This window comes from Pseudomonas sp. NPDC090755 (assembly GCF_044769005.1).
In the GTDB taxonomy this organism is placed as follows: Bacteria; Pseudomonadota; Gammaproteobacteria; order Pseudomonadales; family Pseudomonadaceae; genus Aquipseudomonas.
Genome location: NZ_JBIVXC010000013.1, coordinates 157,384 through 164,181 on the forward strand (window position 1 = coordinate 157,384; position 6,798 = coordinate 164,181).

Sequence of the window (6,798 nt, forward strand, 5' to 3'; positions counted from 1 at the left end):
GACGATGACCTTTTCACTGCGCCGCATTGCCCTCGCCACCGGTTGCCTGCTGCTAGCCGGCAACGTCCTGGCCGCCGAGCCCAAACGCCCTGAATGCATCGCCCCGGCCTCCCCCGGCGGCGGCTTCGACCTGACGTGCAAACTGGTGCAAAGCGCCCTGGTCAACGAGAAGATCCTCAGCAAACCCATGCGCGTGACCTACATGCCAGGCGGTGTCGGTGCCGTGGCCTACAACGCCGTGGTCGCCCAGCGTCCGGCCGACGCCGGGACCCTGGTGGCCTGGTCCAGCGGCTCGTTGTTGAACCTGGCCCAGGGCAAGTTCGGCCGTTTCGATGAGAACGCCGTGCGCTGGTTGGCGGCGGTCGGCACCAGCTATGGCGCCATCGCGGTGAAAAGCGACTCCCCCTACAAGACGCTCGATGACCTGGTTGCGGCCTTGAAGAAAGACCCGAGCAAGGTGGTCATCGGCTCCGGTGGCACCGTCGGCAGCCAGGACTGGATGCAGACCGCGCTGATCGCCAAGGCCGCCGGGATCAACCCGCGCGACCTGCGCTACGTGGCCCTGGAAGGCGGCGGCGAGATCGCCACGGCCTTGCTCGGCGGCCACATCCAGGTGGGCAGTACCGACATTTCCGACTCCATGCCGCACATCCTTAGCGGTGACATGCGCCTGCTGGCGGTGTTCGCCGAGCAGCGCATTGACGAGCCGACCATGAAAGACATCCCGACCGCCAAGGAACAGGGTTACGACATCGTCTGGCCGGTGGTGCGCGGCTTCTACATGGGGCCGAAGGTCACGGACGAGGAATACAACTGGTGGAAGGATTCGTTCGACAAGCTGCTGGCGTCGGACGAGTTCGCCAAGTTGCGTGACCAGCGCGAACTGTTCCCCTTTGCCATGACCGGCAAAGAGCTGGACACCTACGTGAAGAAGCAGGTCGCGGACTACAAGGCCCTGGCCAGGGAATTCGGGCTGATTCAATAAGCCTTAAACCTTCCTAAGCGCATCGCGGGGCAAGCCCGCTCCTACAGGTGAAATCCCTGTAGGAGCGGGCTCGTCCCGCGAAAAGAGGATTCCCCGAATGATCCTGCAACGTATCTTTGCCTTGTTCCTGCTGGCGCTCTGCACCGCCCTGATGGTGATGGCCTGGCCCTACCAGGCCGCCTTCTCCTACGAACCGATCGGCCCCCGCGCCTTTCCCTTGCTGATGCTCGGCCTGATGGCCAGCGGCTTGCTGTACCTGGCCTTTCGCCCGACGCCCATCGTGCGCAAGGACGACGAGCCGGAACTCGACCGCGCCACCCTGAACAAGATCGTGATCTGCGTGGCCTTGCTGCTGGTCTTCGCCGCCACCTTCGAACCCCTGGGCTTCATTCTCAGCGGCATTCTGATCGGCGTACCCATGGCGCGCCTGTATGGCGGCCGCTGGCTGCCCAGTGTGGTGATCATCGTCTTGACCAGCCTGTCCCTGTACTGGCTGTTCGACCGCGTCATGGAAGTCCCCCTGCCCCTCGGCCTGCTCGACGTTCTGGAGAATTGACATGGATACCTTCAGCTATCTGAGCCAGGGCTTCGGCGTCGCCCTGACCCCCTACAACCTGGTCACCGCCCTGACCGGCACCCTGATCGGCACCGTGGTCGGCCTGTTGCCCGGCCTGGGCCCGATCAACGGCGTGGCCCTGCTGATCCCGATTGCCTTCGCCCTCGGCCTGCCACCGGAGTCGGCCCTGATCCTGCTGGCGGCGGTGTACCTGGGTTGCGAGTACGGCGGCCGGATCAGTTCGATCCTGCTCAATATTCCCGGCGAAGCCGCCACGGTCATGACCACCCTCGACGGCTACCCCATGGCGCGCCAGGGCCTGGCCGGTGTGGCGCTGTCGCTGTCGGCCTGGAGCTCGTTCATTGGCGCCTTCATTGCCACCTGCGGCATGGTCCTGTTCGCGCCGCTACTGGCGAAATGGGCGATAGCCTTCGGGCCCGCCGAGTATTTCGTGCTCATGGTGTTTGCCATTGTCTGTCTCGGCGGCATGGCCGGCGACCGGCCGCTCAAGACCTTCATTGCAGCCTTGATCGGCCTGTTCCTGTCCTGTGTCGGTATCGACGCCAACAGCGGTGTCTACCGTTTCACCGGTGACAGCGTGCACCTGGCCGACGGCATCCAGTTCGTGGTGCTGGTGCTAGGCCTGTTCTCCATCAGCGAAATCCTGCTGCTGCTGGAAAAAACCCACCACGGTCACGAAGCGGTCAAAGCCACCGGGCGCATGCTGTTCAACTTCAAGGAAGCCGCTTCGGTCTTTGCAGTGAATATTCGCTGCGGTGTGCTCGGTTTTATCATGGGCGTGCTCCCCGGAGCCGGTGCGACCCTGTCCAGCGCCGTGGCCTACATGACCGAAAAACGTATCGCCGGCCCCAGCGGCACCTTCGGCAAGGGTGACAAACGCGGCCTCGCCGCCCCGGAAACCGCCATCGGCGCCGAAGCCTGCGGCGCGCTGGTACCGATGCTGACCCTGGGTGTGCCGGGGTCGGGCACCACCGCCGTGATGATCGGGGCCTTGTCGTTGTACAACATCACCCCGGGGCCGATGCTGTTCGAGCAGCAACCGGACATCGTCTGGGGCCTGATCGCTTCGTTGTTCATCGCCAACATCATGCTGGTGATCCTCAACATCCCGATGATCCGCCTTTTCACCCGCATTCTGGCGGTACCGAACTGGGCCCTGGTGCCCTTCATCGCGATCATCACCGCGATCGGCGTCTATGCGGTGCATGCCACCACCTTCGACCTGTTCCTGATGATCGGCATCGGCATCTTCGGCTACATCCTGCGCAAGCTGGACTTCCCGCTGTCGCCGATCCTGCTCGGCTTCATCCTCGGCGGGCTGATGGAGCAGAACCTGCGCCGTGCGCTGTCGATCTCCAACGGTGCCCTGGATATCCTCTGGTCCAGCCCGATCACGGCCAGCGTCTGGGCCCTGACCATTGCCATGTTGCTGCTGCCGGTGCTGCGCATCTGGCGCAAGCGCAGTGCCCAGCGGCGTGCCCTGGCCGATGTCTGACAGGCCATCGAAGCTGTGCTGGGCCACCGGGCTGGTCGGTCTGGCGGGCGGGTTTCTCGCAAGCAAGGTCGGCTGGCCGCTGCCGTGGATGGTCGGCTCGTTGCTGGCGATCATCCTGGTGCGCTGCCTGACGCCCTGGCAACTGAGCGAGATCCCTGGCGGGCGCAAGTGCGGGCAGTGGATCATCGGCATCGGTATCGGTTTGCATTTCACCCCGGCGGTGGTCGAGCAGGTGGCGAGCAACTTCGGCTTGATCTTCTGCGGCGCGCTGATCACCAGCCTGTCCAGTGTGGTCGGGGTGTGGTTGCTGCGCCGTACCGGTGAAGACCGGGCGACCGCGTTCTTTTCCAGCATGCCAGGTGGCTCCGGGGAGATGGTCAACCTCGGCGCGCGTAACGGCGCGGTACTCAGCCAGGTGGCCGCGGCACAGAGCTTGCGGGTACTGGCAGTGGTGCTGTGCGTACCGGCACTGTTCAAGTTCCTGCTCGGCAATGGTGTACCACTGACCCATACCGGTAGCGTCGACTGGGGCTGGCTGTTGCTGATCTGTCCACTGGGCATAGTGCTGGCCCTGGGCTGGCAACGTTTGAGGCAGCCCAATCCCTGGCTGTTCGGCCCGTTGCTGGTGGCAGCTGTGGCCAGTGTCAGCGCCAACCTGCAGGTTGCCCTGCCCGATGGCGCCAGCCAGATCGGCCAGTGGTTGATCGGCAGTGGCCTGGGGTGTCACTTCAACCGCGCGTTCTTCCGGCGTGCGCCGTCGTTTCTTGGCCGCACCCTGATCGCCACGGCCTTGACCATGCTGATTGCCGGCATCGCCGCCTGCGTGCTCAGCGTGATGACCAACCTCGACCTGCGTTCGCTGACCCTGGGCATGATGCCCGGCGGCATCGCCGAAATGAGCCTGACTGCGCAAACCCTGCAATTGTCGGTACCGCTGGTGACGGCGCTGCAGGTGATGCGTTTGCTGTTCGTGCTGTTTCTGGCTGAACCCTTGTTCAGGCATTGGGACAAACGCTGCGATTGACCCACGCCCGCAAAAAAAAAGAGGAAGCCTAGGCTTCCTCTTTTTCATTGTCCGCTTACCAGGTGAAGCGTACGCCAACACTGGCACCGAACGGCTTCTCGATCTTGTCGCCATTGCTGTAGTCGAGGTCGGCATGCACCTGCAGGCGCTCGGACAGCGATACGGCGATACCGGCACCGAGCTCGGCACGCGAACCGGACAGGTCATTGTTGAACACGTTGTCGTTGACCTTGACCTTGTTGTTCTTGGCGAACTCGTGCACTGCGGCGGCACGCAGGTACGGTTGGGCAAAACGTCCCTCGCCCAGGTCGAAGTTACGCCCGACCGTGGCACCGGCCTTACCCAGCACCGACATCGTCCGGTCACCCTCGGCCTTCAGACCGTTGTCCAGGTCATAGGACTTGCCCTGGATACTCACCGCCGCCACCTGGGCGAAGGGTTCAACGAAGTAGCCATCATCGAGCTTGATGTGGCGACCGAACTCAGCCGAAGCACCCACGCCGTTGGTCTTGTAGTTGCCCTTGGACTGCGTGCCATCGCTCATGGCCACCTTGGACTTGTTATCGAAGCGGTTGACCTTGGCTACCGCATCAAAGTAGTAACCGCTGTCCTGGTCCAGCCAGGTGGTGTAGGCACCGGCGTAGTAGCTGTCGACCGTACCGCTGGTACCACGGCTCAGGTCCAGGTCGGAACTGCTGTGGCCGGCCAGCACACCCACCAGCCATTGGCTGTCGCCCACCTGGGCATCGGCGCCCAGGGTAAAGCCTTGCTGGGTTTGCTTGTAGCCGGTGCCCGAGGCATCCGCGACGTTGTACTTACTGCCGTAGGCGCGGCTCCAGGCCCCGCTTTTACCCTCGTTGTAGCGCAGCTCGCCCATGCGGGTACGCAACGACGACAGCTCGCCATACCAGATGGTCGGGGCAGTGTTGAACAATGCCATCACCGACCGGGTACCTGGGCTGATGGTCTTAGTCTCTGCATCCAGGTGCCAGTCATTCCCTTCCTGAACCAGGCCATAGGAAAACGCACCCAGGTCGACCGGGCCATTGAGCAAGCTGAACTGGGCATCGCCACCCTGGGTGGTGACCACGGTCAGGCGCTCGACCGCCGCTTCGTTGCCACTGGCGCTGATGGCCAGTTGGTGCTCGCCCTTGGCCTCGCCGGTAACATTGAGGCGATCGCCTTCGCCAGTAACGAAGTCGGCGGTCATGTGGAAAGTGCCATTGCCGGACAGTTCGTTGACGTCCAGGCGATAGAACTCGCCCGGGGCGCCGAAAGTAACATGGCCGCCGGAAAGGGCGAGCGCATCAACCTGGTTGCTGCCGGTCAAGGTCCAGTTGGCACCGCTGTTGATATCCAGGCGAGCCACATTGTTAAGGTTACCGGTCAGTTGCGAAGCATTGGCAAGGGTGACTTTGGCATCGGCGCCCGCCTCTGCAAGAACATCACCAATCAGGCTGGACTGACTCAAGTTGACCTGCGCACTGCTGTTGTCATTGAGCAGAATATTGCCACTCAGCTCACTCCTGTCGAGAGTCAGTTGTGCACTGCTATTGTCCTTGAGCAGAATATTGCCACTCAGCGCACTGTTGTCGACAGTCAGTTGCGCACTGCTATTGTCCTTGAGCAGAATATTGCCACTCAGCGCACTGCTGTCGACAGTCAGTTGCGCACTGCCGCCCTGCATGACCTCGAGCATATTGCCGTTGCCACCAATCAGTTGACTGGCATTGCCGAGATTGATCTGGGCGTTGGCGCCGTCGACCAGGATGGCTGCGCCACTTTCGCCTTTGACAATACTGTTGTTCAGCGTCAGCACTGCGCCTGCGCTATGGGCCTGTGCCGATTCGTCAGCGATGAAGACACCGTTTTCACCGCCGCTAATCTGGCTATCGGTAGCCGCTACCGTACCATTGAACAAGCGGATGCCCTGGCCATTTGCGGCACTGGCCGTTACCTGCGAGCCCAACAGCGAGAGTTCACTGTAGCGCGTCAGCCAGGCACCGACAGCGTGGCCTTTGATCTGGCTGGCGAATACCTGCGCTGTCGAACCGCTGGCAAGGTCGTCTTCACGCACCAACTGCAACCCCGTGCCTTTGCTCGCAGTAATGTTGGCATTGTTGATAGTGGCAGTGCTGTTTACCAAGCGTAGCGCGGGGGTGCTACCGATATTGGTGGGCGCGATAACACTGCCACCGTTGATATTGACGCTGGCAAATATTGCACTAATTTCCTCGGTGCGCGCACCCTCGCCGATGACGTTCAAGATGGCGCCCGGGTTCACCGAATAATAATCAAGCGGCGTGTCGTCAGTGACGGTAAATTCTGTCTCGACCACTGCTGCGACAGCGGAGTGAGCAAGCAAGGCACCCGGTACAATGCAGGCAAACTTCAAGGCACGGACCAAGGGCGTAAAAGCAAATAATTGACGAAAACTCATAGCATTCAACCTCTCAAGTTTCATGTGCCCTCCTCGTTTAAGTACCGCGAAGTTTGCACATTCAGGGGAGATCGAAATCTACAGATCGACAATGTAGGAATATGTAGGAATATTCCGACGAAGCCGGGAGTTAATTCAACAGCTTGAAAAATCAAGGGGGGGGGGGGGGGGGGGGGGGGGGGGGGGGGGGGCCCCGCGGGGGGGGGGGGGGGGGGGCCCCCCCCCCCCACCCCCCCCAGGAGAAATGAATAGAATGGGGTATGGGCGGGTAGAGGAA

The 6,798-nt window shown here is 62.0% G+C and carries 5 protein-coding genes; 4 read left to right on the top strand and 1 reads right to left on the bottom strand.

The window, feature by feature from the left end:
* The first annotated feature begins 4 nt into the window (after positions 1 to 4).
* The 4 genes from ACIQUS_RS19240 (at position 5) to ACIQUS_RS19255 (ending at position 4,081) form a co-directional block, all read left to right on the top strand.
* A complete protein-coding gene (locus ACIQUS_RS19240) occupies positions 5 to 985 on the top strand; it encodes a Bug family tripartite tricarboxylate transporter substrate binding protein (protein WP_403049831.1) in 981 nt (326 codons plus the stop codon).
* A gap of 97 nt (positions 986 to 1,082) precedes the next feature.
* Entirely contained in the window at positions 1,083 to 1,541 is a 459-nt protein-coding gene (locus ACIQUS_RS19245; protein WP_403049834.1) for a tripartite tricarboxylate transporter TctB family protein, read from the top strand.
* A 1-nt stretch (position 1,542) separates the two neighbouring features.
* A complete protein-coding gene (locus tag ACIQUS_RS19250) occupies positions 1,543 to 3,057 on the top strand; it encodes a tripartite tricarboxylate transporter permease (RefSeq protein ID WP_403049837.1) in 1,515 nt (504 codons plus the stop codon).
* On the top strand, positions 3,050 to 4,081 hold the full coding sequence (locus tag ACIQUS_RS19255; protein WP_403049840.1) for an AbrB family transcriptional regulator: 1,032 nt from the start codon (positions 3,050 to 3,052) through the stop codon (positions 4,079 to 4,081). Before ACIQUS_RS19250 ends, ACIQUS_RS19255 begins: the two co-directional genes overlap by 8 nt.
* A gap of 55 nt (positions 4,082 to 4,136) precedes the next feature.
* Here ACIQUS_RS19255 and ACIQUS_RS19260 read toward each other — a convergent pair whose 3' ends face one another.
* On the bottom strand, positions 4,137 to 6,521 hold the full coding sequence (locus ACIQUS_RS19260) for an autotransporter outer membrane beta-barrel domain-containing protein (protein ID WP_403049843.1): 2,385 nt from the start codon (positions 6,519 to 6,521) through the stop codon (positions 4,137 to 4,139).
* Positions 6,522 to 6,798 lie beyond the last annotated feature (277 nt).